This is a genomic window from Marinobacter sp. MBR-99 (genome assembly GCF_040547575.1).
Taxonomy (GTDB): domain Bacteria; phylum Pseudomonadota; class Gammaproteobacteria; order Pseudomonadales; family Oleiphilaceae; genus Marinobacter.
In genome coordinates, this window is the sequence record NZ_JBEPPY010000007.1 from 88,070 (window position 1) to 104,933 (window position 16,864).

Consider the following 16,864-nt stretch of genomic DNA (forward strand, 5'->3'; position numbering starts at 1 on the left):
GGAGGAAATGACAATGTCCTATCTACACACACTGGTTTTCGGGGTATACCCGTACATCGCCCTGGCTGTCCTGCTGATCGGCACCTGGGCGCGCTATGACCACGGTCAGTTCACCTGGAAAGCCCATTCCAGCCAGATGCTGCGAAAGAAAAACATGGTACTGGCCAGCGTGCTGTTCCATGTGGGTATCCTGGTGATCTTCTTCGGCCACCTGGTTGGCCTGCTGGCGCCGAAATGGGCCTACGAATGGCTGATGACACCCGGCCAGAAGCAGGTTATGGCCGTGGTAGTCGGCGGCATTGCCGGCGTCATGTGCCTGATTGGTGGCGCCATGCTCGCCTACCGCCGCCTGACCGACCCACGGGTTCGTGCCAGCAGCACCGTTGCCGACAACCTGGTCATCATCATCCTGGTTGTGCAGGTCGCCCTCGGCCTCGCCACCATCCTGCCCACCATGGGGCACCTGGATGGCTCTGAAATGCTCAAGTTCTCTGCCTGGGCGCAAGGCGTACTGACCCTGCAGGGCGGCGTGGCTGGCCACATTGTTGATGTGCACTGGATCTACAAAACCCACATCTTCCTGGGCCTGACCATCTTCGTACTCTTCCCGTTCACCCGACTGGTACACATGCTCAGCGTGCCGGTGGAGTATTTCGGACGGAAGTACCAGGTGGTTCGCAAGCGCGCGTAATGATGAGTTTGCCACGGAGCCTTCCGGCTCCGTGGCAAAAATCTTTCTGGAGAAGCAACATGCAAATAATCCCAGTCGGCGAAGCCGGCAAACCCAGAAACCAGTTCCCTCCGGTGTACGTGGGTGACACGCTGATCCACGAAGACGACATCGCCCGGGAAATGCAGCACCACCCCGCCGAAGAACTGGCCGAAGCCTGGCACGAAGCCGCCAAAAGCCTCGTCATCCGCGAGTTGCTCCTGCAACAGGCCAGCCGCCTGAACCTGGACAACATCGAAGACGAAGAAGACCGAATCGCCCGGGTACTGGAACTCGAACTCAACGTCCCGGACCCCGATGAACAGGACTGCGAACGCTTCTACGCCGCCAACCCCGGCCGATTCTGCAGCCCCACCATCATGGCCGTCAGCCACATCCTCCTGGCCGCCGCCCCGGACGACATCGAAGAACGCATGCGCCAGGAAGAAGCCGGCCGACAACTCCTGTCCGCGCTCCTGGACGGCCGCTCACAGTTCAACGAACTGGCCAAACAATACTCCGCCTGCGAATCCCGCCACCAGGGCGGCAGCCTGGGGCAGATCAGCAAAGGCCAGACCGTCGAAGAATTCGAACGCCCGGTACTCAGCCTCAACGAAGGCCTGAATCCCGAGCTCATAGAAACCCGCTACGGCTGGCACATCGTCCGCGTAGACCAACGCATCGACGGCGAACAGCTACCGTACGAACACGTCAAACCCCAGATTCGCCAATACTTGAGCGAAAGCGTCACCCGCCGTGCCTTCCGCCAATACCTGCAGGTTCTGGCCGTTGAAACCGGCATAGAAGGCGTCGACCTGGAGCTGCCGGATTCGCCGTTGATGCAATAAGAAATCGGGCGATCATGAATTCGCCCAGCGGGGAGAGCGCTTTGCGTTTTCCCTTTCAGTCTGGAGGTATTGGGCGGGATGGGCTTCCCAAAACCTTGCGGAGCCATGGATGGCGGAGCAGAGCGTACAAGGACGTATTCACAGCGTGTTTTGGGAAGCCCATCCCGCCCAATGCCTGCGCTCCAAAAAGGCAAATTAGTTAGCGGGGCGAATAATTGAGTTAAGTCAACTACTCAACAAGAACCCACCTTATACCCCCATCGGGGGAGCGATTTTTCACCACTATCCCTCTACCATTTAAAACAAGATATTGAATGCATGAATATGCAGAGAGGATACTCCAATGGCCGTCACCCAAAGCGCCGAAAGCCGATACACCAAACCCGTACTCGTCGCCATCAACAAACCGCTTGATGAAGAAGACGGCCTGGAAGCACTACGCAGCCACGCCCTGTTCCGCAGCCTCAAAGCCCACGACCTGGATTACCTCATCCAGCAGTCCCGGCGCCTGCGCCTGGGCCACCACCAGCTGCTGTACCGCCAGGACATGCCAGCGCATCACTTCTTTTTTGTGATCAGCGGCCGCCTCAGACTCTACCGCCTGGACTCCTCCGGCATCGACAGAACCCTCGACAGCATCGCCCCCGGCGACTGCTTTGCCGAAGTCATGATCTACGCCGATCCGCCAAGGTACGCCTGCTACGCCGAAGCACTCAAATCCAGCGAAGTGCTGATGATCCCGGTTAAAGCCTACCAGGAACTGCTCGACCGCCACCCGGAGTACGCCCAGGCCGCGCTTCGCCATTACGCCATGCGCGCCGTCACACGGTTCCACGACCTGGAAATCATGACTGTCCAGAACGCCCGTGACCGCCTGATCCGCTACCTGATCGACCTGCTGCCTAATGGCGCCCTGGAAGGGGGCGAAGTTGAACTGCCCCTGCCCAAATGCCTGGTGGCTTCGCGCCTGGCCATGCAGCCGGAAACCTTCTCCCGGATATTGGCCGATCTCAAGTCCAACGGTCTGGTCCGGGTGAACCGCAGCAAACTGTTTATTTCCGACCCTCAGCGACTGATCGAAATCAGCCAGTAGCTTTCGGGCCCTCCGGGCCCTTTTTTTCATTTTCGCCAACTCAGGGGCATTTTTATGATCAGCAGTTACCAGGACCTTGTGAAGGCCAGCCAGAACCAACATGAGCCCCAGCGATTCCTGTTTGTGTTCTGCAAAGCCGAGCTCCCGGATGATGCTTCCGCCGCCGAGCGGGCCGCCTTCCAACGTGGTGAGGGTGGGGCGCTGACCCCGGTAATCTGCGTGGATAAAACCCCTGGGGAAGCACCAGACTTCACTGTGTTGGCTGAAGAGTCCCGAACCACCGGCCAGGACTGGGACATGGTATTCGTGGCGGCCATGTCTGGCCGTGGTGGCATAGAACCCTCCAGTGACGAAGCTCAGCAGCCCATGACCATGATGGTAGAAAGCATCCGCGTGGGTAACGTCGGAAATTACCTGCCCCTCGATAAAGCCGGTCAGGCCGTGAGCCTGGTCTGAGCTCCGCCGGTTACGCCCTTGGCGTATCCAGAAAGAGGTATGTGATTTTTATCAATTGTCGTCCACCCTTGTTGTATTCCGATTGGATTGGGGGTTTGAGTGTTCAGGGAATCTGTTCTCGTAATGCTGGCATTGATGCTTCTTGCATCGGTTGCCAGCGCCACGTCGCTCAGTGAATACGAGCCCGTTGCCGGCCGGCAGGTGATTCAGGTTGCCATTCCGTCGGTCACTCGCTATGAGCCCCGGGAAGACAACCGGGCCATTCAGGAACTCTACGCCGGCGATGAACTGGTGGGCTATGCCTACCAGACCCTCGATTTCGTGCAAACCCCGGCATACTCAGGGAAGCCCTTGAATGCCATGGTGGTGCTGGATACTGAAGGCGAGATCAAAGGCGCCCGGGTGATCCATCACGATGAACCGATTCTCTTGATCGGTATTCCCGAAGCCAAGATGCATGAGTTCACTGACCAATACGCCGGCCTGAAAGCTGACCAGCGAGTAACCGTTGGGGGTAAATCGTCCGAACGTAGGGTGGCAGTCGATGGTCTATCCGGTGCCACCGTCACGGTCATGGTCATCAATGAAGTCATTATGCGCACGGCGCATCGAGTTGGCGGTGAGCTGGGCCTGGTCGAAGGCGTTGGTGTTGGTAAACGGCCACCCAAGGCTGAAGTGATCAAGGACAGCTTCCGGCAACGTTCCTGGACAGAATTAACCGGTGACGGCTCAATCCGCCGGATGCTGCTGACCCGGGGCCAGGTTGATGATGCCTTTGCCGGTGGGCCGGCAGAAGGTTTTGAAACCGCCGCGCCGGATCAGCGTGACGAACCCCTGATCGATTTGTACGCCGCTTACCTGGATGCCCCTTCCATTGGCCGCAATCTGTTGGGTGATCGCCAGTACGAGTGGCTGATGTCTGAGCTGAAGGACGGCGAACATGCCATTGCGGTGCTGGCTAACGGCTCTTATTCCTTCCGTGGTTCAGGCTATGTGCGCGGCGGCATCTTTGACCGGCTGCAGGTTCGGCAGTTTGGCGATACCTTTAACTTCCGCGACCTGGACTACTACCGCCTGAGCGATGTGTATCTCGGTGATATGCCGCGCCTGCCGGAAATGGCCATTTTCATCATTCGCCAGCAGTACAACTTCGACCCCGGCGAGCCCTGGTCCCTTGAACTGACCGTAAAGCGCCAGACCGGCCCATTGGACAGTGAATTTGCGGTGTTCCCCCTGGAATACCAGCTGCCCGACAAGTATTACACCCGCGCAGAGCCCGAGGTGACCCAGGAAGAGTGGTTGGAAGAGCAACCCATGTGGGTTCAGGTCTGGTATCAGAAGCAGTTCCAGATCATCGTGGTTGGTTTTGGTGTTGCGGTGCTGCTGTTCATCCTGTTCTTCCAGGACTGGTTGGTGCAAAAGCCGCGGATGATGCGCTGGATTCGCCACGCATTCCTGACCTACACCCTGTTCTTTATTGGCTGGTACGCACTGGGGCAGTTGTCGATTGTCAACGTGCTGACCTTTGTAAACAGCCTGATCAGCGGCTTCCGCTGGGAAACTTTCCTGATTGATCCCATGCTGTTCATTCTCTGGTCGGTGGTGGCCGGCATCGTATTGCTCTGGGGGCGTGCGGTTTACTGCGGCTGGCTGTGCCCGTTCGGCGCCCTGCAGGAACTGACCAACGAAATTGCCCGCAAACTGAAGGTGCCTCAGTACACCGTGCCGTTTGCCGTGCATGAACGGCTCTGGGCCATCAAGTACATCATCTTGCTGGTCCTGTTCGGCGTTTCCCTGGAATCCCTTGCCACCGCAGAAAGAATGGCGGAGGTGGAACCCTTCAAAACCGCCATTACGCTCCGTTTCGATCGCACCTGGCCGTTCGTCACTTACGCCGTGTTGTTGCTGGTGGTCAACCTGTTCACCCGGAAGGTGTTCTGCCGCTACTTGTGCCCGCTGGGAGCAGCCCTGGCTCTGCCTTCCAAGCTGCGGGTGTTCGACTGGCTCAAGCGCCGCAAAGAGTGCGGGAATCCCTGCCGCCTCTGCGACCACGAATGTGAGGTGCAGGCCATCCACCCGGACGGGCACATCAATTACATGGAATGCCACTACTGCCTGGATTGCCAGATGACCTATTTCGATGACCACAAGTGTCCGCCTCTGATCGTCAAGCGTCGGGGCAAGCGCCGTGGTCACAATGCACCGGGCCACCCGGAGGAAATCCCCGTGGTTCAGGTGAAATGAGCAGTGCCTGTAAGCAGTACACATAAAAAGCCATGAGAAGCTAAAACCGCCATAACCAATAACGGAGTTGTCGCTATGAGCAAGAAAGATGATCTGAGCCAGAACGCACCGGAGGTTCCCGAAGGTGGTCTGAGCCGCCGCCGCTTTATGGGCGCTGCGGCCCTGGCCGGCGTGGCTGGTGCAACCGGCCTGGGTACCACCATGATGACCCGCGAATCGTTCGCCGCCGCTGCCCGTGAAGCCCGTAACAAGGCGCATATCGAGCCAGGCGAGCTGGATGAGTACTACGGTTTCTGGAGCGGTGGTCACCAGGGTGAAGTACGTGTTCTGGGCGTTCCGTCCATGCGCGAGCTGATGCGGATTCCGGTGTTCAACATTGACTCCGCCACCGGCTGGGGCATCACCGACGAGAGCAAGGACATTCTGGGCCGGGACAAGCTGTATCCAAACGGCGATTGCCACCACCCGCACGTGTCCATGGAAGATGGCCGTTACGACGGCAAATACCTGTTCATTAATGACAAGGCCAACAGTCGTATTGCCCGTATTCGATTGGACGTGTTCAAAACCGACAAGGTTACCCACATTCCCAATGTTCAGGCGATTCACGGTTTGCGCCTTCAGAAGGTGCCGCGCACGAACTACGTGTTCTGTAACGCCGAGTTTGTAATTCCGCAACCGAACGATGGCAGCGACTACAGCCTTGAGAACAGCTACACCATGTTCACCGCGGTTGACGCAGAAACCATGGAGGTCGCCTGGCAGGTGATTGTCGACGGCAACCTTGATAACACTGACGCCGACTACACGGGTAAGTATGCTGCCTCGACCTGCTACAACTCCGAGAAAGCCGTAGACCTGGCCGGCACCATGCGTAACGACCGTGACTGGGTGGTGGTGTTCAACGTTGAGCGCATCGAAGCTGCCGTTAAGGCCGGTAATTTCAAAACCATCGGTGATTCCGACGTGCCAGTCGTTGACGGCCGCAAGGGTTCCGCAGTTACTCGTTACATTCCGGTGCCGAAGAACCCCCACGGCCTGAATACCTCCCCCGATGGCAAGTACTTCATTGCCAACGGCAAACTGTCCCCGACCGTGTCGATCATTGCCATCGACAGGCTGAACGACCTGTTCGACGACAAGATCGGTGATCGCGATCCGATTGTTGCGGAACCGGAGCTGGGCTTGGGGCCCCTGCATACCACGTTCGACGGCCGTGGCAATGCTTACACGACGCTGTTTATCGACAGCCAGGTGGCCAAGTGGAACATTCAGGACGCAATCAAGCACTACAACGGTGAGGACGTGAACTACATCCGCCAGAAGCTGGATGTTCACTATCAGCCCGGCCACAACCATGCCTCATTGACTGAATCCCGCGATGCGGATGGCAAATGGCTGGTGGTGTTGTCGAAGTTCTCCAAGGACCGCTTCCTGCCGGTGGGCCCGCTGCACGCGGAGAATGACCAGCTGATTGATATTTCCGGTGAGGAGATGAAGCTGGTTCACGATGGCCCGGCCTTCGCTGAGCCGCACGACTGCATCCTGGTGCGCCGTGATCAGATCCGGACCAAGAAGATCTGGGAACGGAATGATCCATACTTTGCCGGTACTCGTGCGATGGCGGAGAAAGACGGCGTGACGCTGGAAGCGGATAACAAGGTTATCCGGGATGGCAAGAAGGTGCGTGTGTACATGACGTCTGTGGCACCGCAGTTCGGGATGCTGGAGTTCAAGGTGAAGGAGGGTGATGAGGTTACGGTGGTTGTGACCAATCTGGACTCCATTGAGGATGTGACCCATGGTTTCTGTATGGTGAACCATGGTGTGAGTATGGAGATCAGCCCTCAGCAGACGGCTTCGGTGACCTTTACGGCGGGTAAGCCTGGGGTTTACTGGTATTACTGCAACTGGTTCTGCCATGCGCTGCATATGGAGATGGGTGGTCGCATGTTGGTCGAGAAGGCCTGATCTGCTCTTTGCCGGGGCTCGCTGAGTCCCGGCTCTTCCCTTTAGATTGGGAGGAGCAATCCAAGAGGAGACTGCTTTCCAAAACACGCTCCTTCGGCACATCCATGTGACGCTTGGGCTCCGCCATCCATGGCTCCGCACAGTTTTGGAAAGCAGTCTCCTCTCGGATTGCCAGACCTTGGGTCGGGTATCCGAAAACTTTCATCGATCAGAGAACGTTTGATGTATCAACTTTTGCGTTATGGGGTGGCCCTGTCAGTCGCTCTGATTTCGCTGACCGCAAGTGCCAACCTGCAAGATCAGCTGGATGCCCTGGAGCCGGGGGCGTCGTTCGAGCTTCCTTCCGAGCAGCTTCCACCATTGGTTATCCGGGTGCCCGGCGTTTCTGTGTCCTGTGCTGACGATTCGGTGATTGATGCCGGCGGGGCGGGGCATGCGGTGGAGATTCTGGCGGAGGGGGTGTCGTTTTCCGGTTGTGTGGTGCGCAACTGGGGGCAGGATCTGAATGAGTTGGATGCGGGGATTTTTGTGGCTCGGGAGGCTAAGGGGGCGGTTGTTGCGGATAACCGGCTTCAGGGGCCGGCGTTTGGGGTTTGGTTGGATGCCACGCCGGATGTGGTTGTCCGGAATAACGAGATACGGGGGGATACCAGCCTTCGTTCTCAGGACCGGGGCAACGGGATTCATCTGTTCAATACCACCGGGGCGTTGGTTGAGGGTAATGACATCCGCCAGACCCGGGATGCGATTTATATCGAGACGGCGAATAACAACAGGATTCGCAACAATGTGATGTCGGATCTGCGTTACGGCATTCACTACATGTATTCGATGCACAACCTGCTGGAAGGCAATCTGACTCGAGGCACTCGCACGGGTTATGCACTGATGCAGAGCAAGTATCTGACGGTGGTGAATAACCGGTCGGAGAATGATGAGAATTACGGGATTCTGATGAATTTCATCACCAATTCCACTCTCAAGGGTAATGTGGTGACCGGGGTGTCTCAGGGGCAAACCGGCGGTGTGATGATTTCCGGGGGCGAGGGTAAGGCGGTGTTCATCTATAACTCGCTGTACAACACCTTCGAGGGTAACTACTTCGGCAACAGCAATATCGGCATTCATCTGACCGCCGGTTCCGAGCAGAACGAGGTGTTTGATAATGCCTTTGTGAACAACGAGCGGCAGGTGAAGTATGTGGCCACGCGTACCCAGTCCTGGGCGAAGGATGGGCGAGGGAATTTCTGGAGTGATTATCTGGGTTGGGATCGTAACCAGGATGGCATTGGCGATGTGCCCTACGAGCCTAATGACAACGTGGACCGCTTGTTGTGGAAGTACCCGGAGGCGCGGGTGCTGATGTTCAGCCCGGCGGTGGACACCCTGCGTTGGGTGCAGGATGCGTTTCCGGTGGTGAAGTCTGCCGGGGTGAGTGATCCCAAACCGTTGATGCGAATTCCCGAACACCTGCAATCGGAGATCCGATGAACTGCTTTCGACTGGACAATGTGAGCCATCGCTACGATAAGGCGACGGTGCTCCACGGCGTGGACTTGCGGCTGGAGCCGGGGGAAATTCTTGGGCTGTTTGGCCATAACGGGGCGGGTAAAACCACTTCGATCAAACTCATTCTGGGTTTGATGAAACCGACCCAGGGCAAAGTTTCTGTATTGGGTGGTGAAGCCGGTGATCCCCAGGTGAGCCAGCATATCGGTTACCTGCCGGAAAACGTGATGTTCTACCCGCAGCTCACGGGGCGGGAAATCCTGAGTCATTTTGCCCGGCTCAAAGGGGCCAGTCTCAAGCAGGTGCCTGAATTACTGGAGCAGGTAGGGCTGGACGATGCCATGGATGCCCGTACCAAAACCTACTCCAAGGGCATGCGCCAGCGCCTTGGCCTGGCCCAGGCGTTGCTGGGCAAGCCGAAACTGCTGATGCTGGACGAGCCCACCGTGGGCCTGGACCCGGTGGCAACGGCCGATCTGTACCGCTTGCTGCGGCGCCTGCGGGGTGAGGGCACGGGCATTGTGTTGTGCTCCCACGTGCTGCCGGGGGTAGAACCCTATATCGACCGCGCCGCCATTCTGACCAATGGCGCCGTGAAAGCCGCCGGAGATCTGCCCGCGCTGCGCCGACAGGCCAATATGCCGGTCACCCTCAGCCTTGAGCCGGCCACTACGATGGCCGCCCTGGAAAAAGCGATTGACGGTGCAAGCCCTGCGGCCGTGTTGCTCATGAAAAGCAACAACGGCCGACTTCAGGTCGATGTTAGGCCAAAAGAAAAAATGGCGCTGATACACGCATTGATGAACTCCGGAGAAGTGGCGGACCTGGGAATACACCAGCCCAGCCTGGAAGATATCTACGTCCACTTCATCGGGTCGGGCGGACTGGCCCATCGGGGAGGCAGCCAATGAACGCCATCTCGACCATTGCCCGTAAAGAACTCAGCGACAGCTTCCGCAATCGATGGCTGGTGGCCATTTCCCTGGTGTTCGCCACCCTGGCCCTGGGCATTGCCTGGTTTGGCGCCGCGGCATCCGGGCAGGTGGGTTACGCCTCCACGCCGGCCACCATTGCCAGCCTGGCCAGCCTTGGTATTTTCCTGATTCCTCTGATAGCGCTGCTGCTGGCCTACGACGCCATCGTGGGTGAAGAAGAGGGCGGCACGCTCCTGCTGCTTATGACCTACCCACTCAGCAAAAGCCAGCTGTTGCTCGGCAAGTTCCTCGGCCACGGCCTGACCCTGGCCTTGGCGACCCTCATCGGCTTCGGGGTTGCCGCCATCGCCATCGCCGCACTGGTGGACGATGTCGCCGTCGGCGCCCTGGCGGCCGCCATGGGCCGGTTCATCGGCTCAACCGTTCTGCTGGGGTGGGGGTTCATCGCCCTTGCGTACCTGGTCAGCGTCCGGGTCAGTGAGAAACCAGTCGCCGCAGGTTTGGCCCTGGCCATCTGGTTCTTCTTCGTGCTGATTTTCGACCTGATGCTGCTGGGCATCCTCGTTGCCAGCGAGGGCAAGCTCAACCCGGAGCTGCTGCCTTGGCTGCTGATGCTGAACCCCACCGATATCTACCGCTTGCTCAACATCGTGGCCTTCGGGGACGGCAACCAGCTGAGCGGTGTACTTAGCCTCGGCTCAGACCTGCCCATCGGCACCGGAGGACTCTGGCTGGGCCTGGTACTTTGGTGTGCCATACCGCTGACAGGCGCCCTGTTGTTATTCAAAAACCGAAAAATCTGATACCACCGGAGAACAGAACCATGCCCACACCGCTCATCAAATGGCTTGTAGTGGCCCTGACGGCGATCACCCTCGCGGGGTGCTCGAGCGACGAACAACAAACCGCCACCAAGCCCGACCCGGTGCACTTTGTCTCCGGCGACGAATGCCACGTATGCGGCATGGTCATCACCAACTTTCCCGGCCCCAAGGGCCAGGCCTTCACCGAACGCCAGCAGCACACCCGCAAGTTCTGCTCCACCAAAGACATGTTCGCCTGGTTCCTGCAGCCGGAAAACGAAAACCGCGACCATACCCTCTACGTCCACAACATGGCCGAAACCCACTGGGACCACCCGGACGACACCCACCTCATCGACGCCCGCGAAGCCTGGTATGTCGTCGGCTCAGAACGCACCGGCGCTATGGGCCCGACCTTGGCCTCGTTCGAAACCGAATCTGAAGCGACCGAATTTGCAGCGACCTACGGCGGAGAAATCCTCAGCTTTGTCGACATCACCCTGGAGCACCTGAACGCAGGTATGACGATGTACGGCATGGAAGAAATGGGTGAGACGGATCCTATGCACGATCAGAACGAAGAAGAGGATGGTCACTCAATAAATGTAAATCAAAACGAGCATCTCGCCCACTAAGATGCTGAGAGTGAGCAGATTTTGGCGATGAATGAAGGTTTTAGTGCGATTCAACGAGAGTTAGAAAGAGCCGGTGGCGGTTGGCCTTCCAAAAATGTGCGGAGCCATGGATGGCGGAGCCCAAGCCTCACAAGGAAGTGCCGAAGGAGCGTTTTTTGGAAGGCCAACCGCCACTGGCTCCAGTTCCAAACCTAAAAGGCTAGGAATCAACAGGCTGGAACAATCAACCGCCAGTCATATTCATAAACCGAAGAATCTGAACATCCCCGTTGCTGGAAAAATGGTGTCGCTCCGGCTTCAGGTCCATCGCATCAATGATCGTCTGCCGCAGTTTATCGTCCGTCACCGGATGGCCCCGAAGCACCCGCATCAGATCCACCGAATGTTCATTGCCCAGGCACAACAACAGTCGCCCCTCAACAGTTACCCGAACGCGGTTGCAGGTCGAGCAAAAATTGTGGGAATGCGGCGAAATAAAACCAACCTTCGTATCGCTGTCGGGCATTCGGTAATAACGTGCAGGGCCACCAGAGTCCTTGGTGGCGGGAATCAGTTCGTGGTGCTGGCGGATGATTTCCCGCACCTCGTCGCTGGTACACAACGCCAAGCCGCGATCGTGCTCGGAAATTTCACCCAGCGGCATCTCCTCGATGAACGTTATATCGACCTGTTTCTTCCGGGCAAATTCGACCAGTTCCGGAATTTCCTCATCGTTACGGCCCTTCATCACCACAGTGTTCAGCTTGATACCCCGGAAACCAGCGCCCCGGGCGGCATCAATGCCCTCCAGCACCTGGTTCAGATTGCCGGTACGGGTAATGTTGCGGAACTTATCGCGGTCCAGCGTATCGAGACTGATATTGAGTCGATGCAGGCCCGCGTGTCGCAGTTTTTCCGCCATCATCGGCAGCTGGCTGCCATTGGTGGTCATGGCAAAATCACGCAGGCCATAACTTCCGATTTCCTGAACCAGATCGAGAATGTCTTTGCGGACCAGAGGTTCGCCTCCGGTTAACCGAATCTTCTCCGTGCCAAGGCCAACGAAGTTGCGGGCTACCCGGGCGATCTCTTCCAGCGTTAAAACCTGCTGGCGGGGCAGGAAGGTCATATCCTCCGCCATGCAGTACACACAGCGGAAGTCGCAGCGGTCGGTTACCGACAGGCGCACGTAATTTACGGTGCGGCCAAATCGATCGGTCAGCTTGGCTTGCGGCATTGGCAGGTTTCCCTGTCTGAAATTGTTTGTATAGAGGATAGTCAAAGTATCACAGAAAACCCAACCCGATCCGATACCTCTCGGGGGGTAATCCTCCCTCTGAGCGGCTTGAGAAGTAAAAAGGCTTTATTTCTGCGTGTCTTTCTTTCTGTTTGTTTTCTGGCCAGGTGCATCACGCTCTATAATATGTATAATAGATAAATCTTTATTTGGTGGGTGTGAAACGCTTTGAAAAATGGCTGGCGAAATCAAATATGTCGGTTCGCAGCAAGCTGGGCAGACCCGACCACTGATTCACGGTAGAATAGATGCAGTTATGAACCGTCCCGAGACCCAAGCCATGAAAGCACCTTTCGGTAAAACCGGTTTCAGGATACTTGCGTATATGTTTTTGGCGATAGGCGCTGTTGGTGTTGTTCTTCCGCTACTGCCTACCACGCCGTTTGTCAGACTGGCGGCGTTTTTTGCAAGTAAGGGTTCTCCGGAGTTTGCCCGGTGGCTTGAGGAGCATCCATCGTTCGGGCCGGCGATTGCTCAGTGGCGACATCGCAGGGCGATCCCCGTAAAGGCGAAGATTCTGGCCTGCTCCATGATGGCCATAAGCTGGAGCATGCTGGTCTGGCTAGGCTCAACGGTATTTGTATTGACGGTTTCGGGGCTCTGCCTGCTGGGCATTGCAGGTTATTTGATCACGAGGCCATCCTGTTAAAGTTTTCCATCATATCTGGAGTTATGAATGCACATCACCCGCTACACAGATTATTCCTTGAGAGTTCTGATTTATCTGGCTGAACAGGGTGATCGGCTGGCCACCATTCAGGAAATTGCTGACCGTTACGAGATTTCCAAGAACCACCTGATGAAGGTGGTTCATCAGCTCAACAAGAAAGGCTACATCGAGACGATTCGGGGCAAGAAAGGGGGCATGCGTCTGCACATGGCTCCCAATGAGATCAATATCGGTGTACTTATCAGGGAGACAGAGCAGGATCTCAGCATTGTTGAGTGTTTTTCATCAAAGAACGCCTGCAAGATCACCCCGGTGTGCGGCCTGAAGGCCATGTTTGCCGAAGCCTTGAAGGCATTCCTTGAAACACTCGACAAATACACTCTGGCCGATGTCATCCAGGATAAACACCGGCCACAGTTGGTGCGCTTGCTTCAGATCGCCTGAAGCTCGCGCTTTCCTTCCAACCGGGTTCTTACTACGTCCGGCAGCGAGAATTTGCCGATACGTTTGAGCACGGTGCCATACTGTTTGGCAAAGCTCCCGGTGTTGTACGGAATGTCGTATTTCGCGCACACGGCCTGAACCTTCTCGGAAATCTCCGGGTAACGGTGAGCCGGCAGGTCCGGGAATACGTGGTGCTCTACCTGGTAGCTCAGGTGTCCACTCAACACGTGTAGCCACTTGCCACCGGTAAAGTTGGATGAACCGGTGAGCTGGCGCAGATACCAGTGGCCTTTGCTTTCACCCTCGCATTCTTCCTCGGTAAAGGTCTCCGCATCCTGGGTGAAGTGCCCGCAGAAGATAACGGTGGATGCCCAGATGTTACGAATCAGGTTAGCACCCACGTTGCCTGCCAGAACGATAGGAGCGACAGGCAGGGTCAGCAGCGGGAAGAATACGTAATCCTTGAATCCCTGACGGCCACCCTTACGGACAAAATCCTTCAGGAACGGCAGCTTGTCGCGCCAGCGCAACTCACCCCGGCGAATTTTCTCGCTCTCCAGCTCGTGCACGCCGACGCCCCATTGGAACAACACCGTCAGCAGGACGTAGTTGATGAACTGCAACAGGTGGCCCGGGTGCCATTTCACGTCATCGCTCAGGCGCAGCACCGCGTAACCATAGTCCCTGTCTTTGCCAATGATGTTGGTGTAGGTGTGGTGCTCGTAGTTGTGGGTGCGGCGCCAGGAATCGCTGGTGCAAACGGTGTCCCACTCATAGGTTTGAGAGTTAAGGGCCGGGTCATTCATCCAATCGTACTGGCCATGCATGACGTTATGGCCGATTTCCATGTTCTCGATGATTTTGGCGATACCGAGCGACGCGGTAGCCGCCACAAATACCGGCGGAATAAACCCGAACGGCATCATCACCCGGCCGCCCACTTCCAGCGTCCGGTGCAGGCGGATGATCTTGCGGATGTACTTGGCATCCCGCTCGCCCAGGTCTGCAATGACCTCGTCACGGATGGCGTCCAGATCTTTCTGCAGCTCGTTGAGTTGGTCTTCGTTAAGCTTTTTCATATCGATGACTCCCTGCGGCAATACTCGCCGCAATACAAAAGAATGGGGTTAGACGTCCAGGGCGACAGGCCCTTGGGGAACCGAAACACAAAGTTGAACAGGCTCTTCACCCGGGCCGGATACCTTGCCGGTAAGCCGATTAACCACGATGCCGCTGGTTTTGCGACAGCTGCACTGGTGGCAGATGCCCATGCGGCAGCCGTATTGGGGTTTCAGGCCTGCGGCTTCGGCAATCTCCAGCAGGTTGGCATCGCCTTCTGAGCCCACTTTCAGGTTGCTGTTGGAAAAGGTCACTTCACCACCCAGTTGATCGCTATCCAGAGATGCCTGTGCCGGGGGCGCAAAGAAGGTACTGTGCATCTGCTTCTCCTTCAGGCCGCGCTTGACCAGAAGGTCCGTGGCCAGGTCCATCAGGCCTTTGGGTCCGCACAGGAATACTTCTCTGGCCTTGATGCCCGCGACGGTCTCCAGGTCGCTGTCCCGCAGATAGCGAGGCTCGTCGCTCTCATTGGTTGCGATGATGGTCAGTGACAGCGCAGGCCAGCGTGCTGCCAGGGCCTGCAGTGCTTCCCGGGCGATCACGTCATTCTGGGTGCGCACGTAATAGAGCAGGGTAACGGGGGCCCGATAGTCCTCTGCTGCCATGGTCTGAAGCTGGCTCAGGATAGGGGTGATGCCGCTACCGCCGGCAATGAACAGCACGGGTTGCGCTGGCTCCGGAATCAGGAACTCTCCAAACGCCTCGGTAAGCCCAATCACGTCGCCCGGTTGCAGGGCGTCGTGCATCCAGTTGGTGACCAGCCCACCGGGCAGGCGCTTGATGGTCAGGGTGATCTGCCCCTCGGATTGCCACAACAACGGTGAGCTGGACAGGCTGAAGGTGCGGGTGCGGCGAACACCCTCTATATCGGTACAGATGTTCACATGCTGACCCGCCTGGAACCCGGCCCAGCGCTTTGCCGGCTTCAGAACGAAGGTTTTGGTGTCAGCTGTTTCGTTAATAATGTTCTCTACCCGTGCCGGTGTGTACTCTTGTACCCACATCGGGTTGATGGCTTCGGCCAGGGGGTCGAAATAGCCGGCCGGGTTGTCCCGGTTCAGTAACTGCCGGCCAAGCCAGTGAAGTGCTTTGGTGTTTGAAAGTCGTGCCAGCATGATTGGTTCTCCATACTTGTTGGTACTTGTTCCACTGCCTGTGTACAAGTGTTCACTAATGTGTACGACTGTACACACAAGTTTGACTTTCAACAATTGCCCGGCGTGATGGTTGGCTCGAAATGACAAGCCTAGTGGTTCTTTCTCCGGTCTAATGTGTACACTTGTGAACCTGGTATAGGCGGTACGGGCAGAGGAATGGCAGACAAACAAAGGCGCAAGCCTGGGGAAACCCGAGAAAAACTGATGAGCGCCGCCCTGGCGCTGGTCGGTAAAGGACGGCATTTCGCCAGCCTGGGCATTCGGGAAGTCACCCGACAGGCCGGTGTGGTGCCTACATCCTTCTACAGGCATTTCCGGAGCATGGACGATCTGGGTTTGCAGCTGGTGGATGAGCTGGGCCTAGTGCTGCGCCGAATGATGCGGGAAGCGCGAGCCAATGTATTGCAGGCAGACAAGCTGATTGAAGAGTCCGTGGGTATCTTCGTGGCTCATGCCCAGGCCAACCGCAGTTTCTTCCTTTTTATGGCTCAGGGCCTGGCGGGGGAAAGTCGGGCGGTACAGGAGGGGATTCGCAGTGAAATGCGTTTCTTCGCCAGCGAGCTGGCCAACGATCTTCGCCGACTCCGGTTAATGGAGCATCTTAGTGACGCCGATATGGATGTAACCTGCGATCTGGTAGTGCGAACCGTGGCCTTCAGCCTGACCGACCTGCTCAGCATCTCGGAAGACGACGATTACCAGATCGGCCAGGTGCGTAAGCGCACCACCCGTTTCCTGCAGATGGTGTTTGTCGGCGCTGCCAACTGGAACAGTGACAGCGCCTGAGACTGACGAACGTCATCACAAAGATGTCTTTGTACGTTTCCTTGTGCTTGAGGCCATCAGTATGCCGAAGATGGCACCAGCCAGAAACAGGATAAAGCGCTGCCCGCAAAGCTGAGAGCGCCCGGCGCTGCGAGCAGAATGTTGATTCCGCGCAACGCCATCACAATCAGCAGAATCAGACCGGCCAGAAGGCCAAGGTTTGCAAGCAT

General features: G+C 57.2%; 17 protein-coding genes. 13 read left to right on the plus strand and 4 right to left on the minus strand.

Annotated features, from left to right (window positions below; all coding sequences use genetic code 11):
• Positions 1–13: 13 nt before the first annotated feature.
• The 10 genes from narI to ABIE59_RS07985 all read left to right on the plus strand — a co-directional run bounded on the left by narI (position 14) and on the right by ABIE59_RS07985 (position 11,203).
• On the plus strand, positions 14–691 hold the full coding sequence (gene narI / locus ABIE59_RS07940) for a respiratory nitrate reductase subunit gamma (RefSeq protein WP_354445805.1): 678 nt from the start codon (positions 14–16) through the stop codon (positions 689–691).
• 59 nt (positions 692–750) lie between these two features.
• Positions 751–1,557 (plus strand): peptidylprolyl isomerase, encoded by an 807-nt coding sequence (locus ABIE59_RS07945; RefSeq protein ID WP_354445807.1) that lies wholly within the window; start codon positions 751–753, stop codon positions 1,555–1,557.
• A 343-nt stretch (positions 1,558–1,900) separates the two neighbouring features.
• Positions 1,901–2,650, plus strand: a complete 750-nt coding sequence (locus ABIE59_RS07950; RefSeq protein WP_342631059.1) for a Crp/Fnr family transcriptional regulator — start codon at positions 1,901–1,903, stop codon at positions 2,648–2,650.
• Positions 2,651–2,704: 54 nt separating this feature from the next.
• A complete protein-coding gene (locus tag ABIE59_RS07955; protein ID WP_354445809.1) occupies positions 2,705–3,106 on the plus strand; it encodes a ribonucleotide reductase subunit alpha in 402 nt (133 codons plus the stop codon).
• Positions 3,107–3,229: 123 nt separating this feature from the next.
• Complete coding sequence (gene nosR, locus ABIE59_RS07960) at positions 3,230–5,350, plus strand: transcriptional regulator NosR (RefSeq protein WP_354445978.1); 2,121 nt, start codon at positions 3,230–3,232, stop codon at positions 5,348–5,350.
• A 75-nt stretch (positions 5,351–5,425) separates the two neighbouring features.
• Positions 5,426–7,321 carry a TAT-dependent nitrous-oxide reductase gene (gene nosZ, locus ABIE59_RS07965; RefSeq protein WP_354445811.1) on the plus strand — a complete coding sequence of 632 codons (1,896 nt, stop codon included), beginning with the start codon at positions 5,426–5,428 and terminating at the stop codon, positions 7,319–7,321.
• A 222-nt stretch (positions 7,322–7,543) separates the two neighbouring features.
• Entirely contained in the window at positions 7,544–8,812 is a 1,269-nt protein-coding gene (locus ABIE59_RS07970) for a nitrous oxide reductase family maturation protein NosD (RefSeq protein ID WP_354445813.1), read from the plus strand.
• Positions 8,809–9,741, plus strand: a complete 933-nt coding sequence (locus ABIE59_RS07975) for an ABC transporter ATP-binding protein (RefSeq protein WP_354445815.1) — start codon at positions 8,809–8,811, stop codon at positions 9,739–9,741. Before ABIE59_RS07970 ends, ABIE59_RS07975 begins: the two co-directional genes overlap by 4 nt.
• Positions 9,738–10,568: an ABC transporter permease gene (locus ABIE59_RS07980; RefSeq protein WP_354445817.1), complete on the plus strand. Its 831-nt coding sequence runs from the start codon at positions 9,738–9,740 to the stop codon at positions 10,566–10,568. The genes ABIE59_RS07975 and ABIE59_RS07980 overlap by 4 nt, the downstream gene beginning before the upstream one ends.
• A gap of 20 nt (positions 10,569–10,588) precedes the next feature.
• A complete protein-coding gene (locus ABIE59_RS07985) occupies positions 10,589–11,203 on the plus strand; it encodes a nitrous oxide reductase accessory protein NosL (protein WP_354445819.1) in 615 nt (204 codons plus the stop codon).
• Between the two features lie 223 nt (positions 11,204–11,426).
• On the opposite strand, the gene moaA is transcribed toward ABIE59_RS07985, so the two are convergent.
• On the minus strand, positions 11,427–12,419 hold the full coding sequence (gene moaA / locus ABIE59_RS07990) for a GTP 3',8-cyclase MoaA (protein ID WP_354445821.1): 993 nt from the start codon (positions 12,417–12,419) through the stop codon (positions 11,427–11,429).
• A 235-nt stretch (positions 12,420–12,654) separates the two neighbouring features.
• Between moaA and ABIE59_RS07995 the strand changes: the two genes are divergently transcribed.
• Entirely contained in the window at positions 12,655–13,128 is a 474-nt protein-coding gene (locus ABIE59_RS07995; RefSeq protein WP_354445823.1) for a YbaN family protein, read from the plus strand.
• Between the two features lie 27 nt (positions 13,129–13,155).
• Entirely contained in the window at positions 13,156–13,593 is a 438-nt protein-coding gene (locus tag ABIE59_RS08000; RefSeq protein ID WP_354445825.1) for an RrF2 family transcriptional regulator, read from the plus strand.
• Here the strand turns inward: ABIE59_RS08000 and ABIE59_RS08005 are convergent.
• Complete coding sequence (locus tag ABIE59_RS08005; protein ID WP_354445827.1) at positions 13,581–14,672, minus strand: fatty acid desaturase family protein; 1,092 nt, start codon at positions 14,670–14,672, stop codon at positions 13,581–13,583. The two genes, ABIE59_RS08000 and ABIE59_RS08005, sit on opposite strands and share 13 nt — an antisense overlap.
• 48 nt (positions 14,673–14,720) lie before the next feature.
• Complete coding sequence (locus tag ABIE59_RS08010; RefSeq protein WP_354445829.1) at positions 14,721–15,827, minus strand: ferredoxin reductase; 1,107 nt, start codon at positions 15,825–15,827, stop codon at positions 14,721–14,723.
• Positions 15,828–16,025: 198 nt separating this feature from the next.
• Between ABIE59_RS08010 and ABIE59_RS08015 the strand changes: the two genes are divergently transcribed.
• Positions 16,026–16,655: a TetR family transcriptional regulator gene (locus ABIE59_RS08015; protein ID WP_354445831.1), complete on the plus strand. Its 630-nt coding sequence runs from the start codon at positions 16,026–16,028 to the stop codon at positions 16,653–16,655.
• Between the two features lie 56 nt (positions 16,656–16,711).
• Here the strand turns inward: ABIE59_RS08015 and ABIE59_RS08020 are convergent, their stop codons facing one another.
• Entirely contained in the window at positions 16,712–16,864 is a 153-nt protein-coding gene (locus ABIE59_RS08020) for a hypothetical protein (protein WP_354445833.1), read from the minus strand.

Bases quoted from the DNA above. Each gene is read 5' to 3' on its own strand.
- ABIE59_RS07980 (WP_354445817.1), top strand. From the start codon at position 9,738: ATGAACGCCATCTCGACCATTGCCCGTAAAGAACTCAGCGACAGCTTC.
- ABIE59_RS07950 (WP_342631059.1), top strand. From the start codon at position 1,901: ATGGCCGTCACCCAAAGCGCCGAAAGCCGATACACCAAACCCGTACTC.
- ABIE59_RS08015 (WP_354445831.1), top strand. From the start codon at position 16,026: ATGGCAGACAAACAAAGGCGCAAGCCTGGGGAAACCCGAGAAAAACTG.
- ABIE59_RS08005 (WP_354445827.1), bottom strand. From the start codon at position 14,672: ATGAAAAAGCTTAACGAAGACCAACTCAACGAGCTGCAGAAAGATCTG.
- narI (WP_354445805.1), top strand. From the start codon at position 14: ATGTCCTATCTACACACACTGGTTTTCGGGGTATACCCGTACATCGCC.
- nosR (WP_354445978.1), top strand. From the start codon at position 3,230: ATGCTGGCATTGATGCTTCTTGCATCGGTTGCCAGCGCCACGTCGCTC.
- ABIE59_RS07945 (WP_354445807.1), top strand. From the start codon at position 751: ATGCAAATAATCCCAGTCGGCGAAGCCGGCAAACCCAGAAACCAGTTC.
- ABIE59_RS07995 (WP_354445823.1), top strand. From the start codon at position 12,655: ATGGCTGGCGAAATCAAATATGTCGGTTCGCAGCAAGCTGGGCAGACC.
- ABIE59_RS07955 (WP_354445809.1), top strand. From the start codon at position 2,705: ATGATCAGCAGTTACCAGGACCTTGTGAAGGCCAGCCAGAACCAACAT.
- moaA (WP_354445821.1), bottom strand. From the start codon at position 12,419: ATGCCGCAAGCCAAGCTGACCGATCGATTTGGCCGCACCGTAAATTAC.
- ABIE59_RS08020 (WP_354445833.1), bottom strand. From the start codon at position 16,864: ATGCTTGCAAACCTTGGCCTTCTGGCCGGTCTGATTCTGCTGATTGTG.
- ABIE59_RS07970 (WP_354445813.1), top strand. From the start codon at position 7,544: ATGTATCAACTTTTGCGTTATGGGGTGGCCCTGTCAGTCGCTCTGATT.
- ABIE59_RS07985 (WP_354445819.1), top strand. From the start codon at position 10,589: ATGCCCACACCGCTCATCAAATGGCTTGTAGTGGCCCTGACGGCGATC.
- ABIE59_RS08000 (WP_354445825.1), top strand. From the start codon at position 13,156: ATGCACATCACCCGCTACACAGATTATTCCTTGAGAGTTCTGATTTAT.
- ABIE59_RS08010 (WP_354445829.1), bottom strand. From the start codon at position 15,827: ATGCTGGCACGACTTTCAAACACCAAAGCACTTCACTGGCTTGGCCGG.
- ABIE59_RS07975 (WP_354445815.1), top strand. From the start codon at position 8,809: ATGAACTGCTTTCGACTGGACAATGTGAGCCATCGCTACGATAAGGCG.
- nosZ (WP_354445811.1), top strand. From the start codon at position 5,426: ATGAGCAAGAAAGATGATCTGAGCCAGAACGCACCGGAGGTTCCCGAA.